Consider the following 1,099-nt stretch of genomic DNA (forward strand, 5'->3'; position numbering starts at 1 on the left):
GCCTGGAAGGTGCGCTTGGCGGGGTTGCCGCCGGTGCGCTTGGCGGCCTGCGGCAGGGAGTCGCGGATCAGCTCGACGAGCCGCGCGCTGTTGCTGAAGGGCTCCTTGTCGCGTTCGCGCACGACCGCGGACACGATCCGCTTGGCCTGCTTCTCCTCGCCGTACGCCCTGAGGATCCGGACGAGTTCGCCCGCCGGGTAGGTGTTGAGCACCTCGGCCGCGCTGATGCCGGTCGTCTGGTCCATGCGCATGTCGAGCGGGGCGTCCTGGGCGTACGCGAAGCCGCGGTCGGCCTCGTCGAGTTGCATGGAGGAGACCCCGAGGTCGAAGAGGACGCCCTGGACGCGCGGGAGGTCCAGGCGGTCGAGCACGTCGGGCAGTTCGTCGTAGACCGCGTGCACCAGGGTGGCCCGGTCGCCGAAGGGGGCGAGCCGCTCCCCGGAGAGGCGCAGCGCCTCCTTGTCGCGGTCCAGGGCGACAAGACGGGCTTCCGGGAACCGGCTGAGCAGGGCCTCGCTGTGGCCGCCGAGGCCGAGCGTGCAGTCGACGACGACCGCTCCCGGCCTCTCCAGCGCTGGTGCCAACATGTCCAGGCATCGCTGGAGCATCACCGGAACATGTCGGCTCTGGGTCAAGGGGCCCTCTCAGGTCCGGCACCGCGCGCACGCACCGCCGGGTCCCCGCCCGCTCCGTGAAGGGGAGGCCTGCCGGCGCCGGAAGCGTCAGCCGACCGGGAGCGGGAGGAGGCCGAGCCGTACGTACGCGCCGCGCACGTGGGGAGATCCCGGCTCGTCACCGGTCCTCCGGGGGTAACAGTCCAGCAGGGAGAGCGTCCGTCCCCCGCTTTCGCGCCACTTTAGTCCACGGTCTCCCACGGTCAACGAACCGGCCTGCGCGTCGCGGCTCTCGGCCCGGATGAAGCGCCAAACCGGGTTTTTCCACCCGTACGGGCGTAGCCGATCCACCCTTGTGGGTTACCTCACAACAACGCTCATTGATGTTCTTTGTCCCCTCTCACAGCAGGCCCGGACAGCGTGTGACCACTACCGTTATAGATATGACGACTTCCGCATCCGTTCCCACCGAGCCCACGAGACTA

At 69.4% G+C, this 1,099-nt stretch carries 1 protein-coding gene; it reads right to left on the reverse strand.

The features are described 5' to 3' along the window. The coding region (gene rsmH / locus EU811_RS23140) for a 16S rRNA (cytosine(1402)-N(4))-methyltransferase RsmH (protein ID WP_238703554.1) at positions 1 to 608 on the reverse strand (608 nt) is incomplete at its 3' end. Between the last annotated feature and the right edge of the window lie 491 nt (positions 609 to 1,099).

Origin of the sequence: Arthrobacter sp. TS-15 (assembly GCF_006964045.1) — a bacterium.
In the GTDB taxonomy this organism is placed as follows: domain Bacteria; phylum Actinomycetota; class Actinomycetes; order Actinomycetales; family Micrococcaceae; genus Arthrobacter.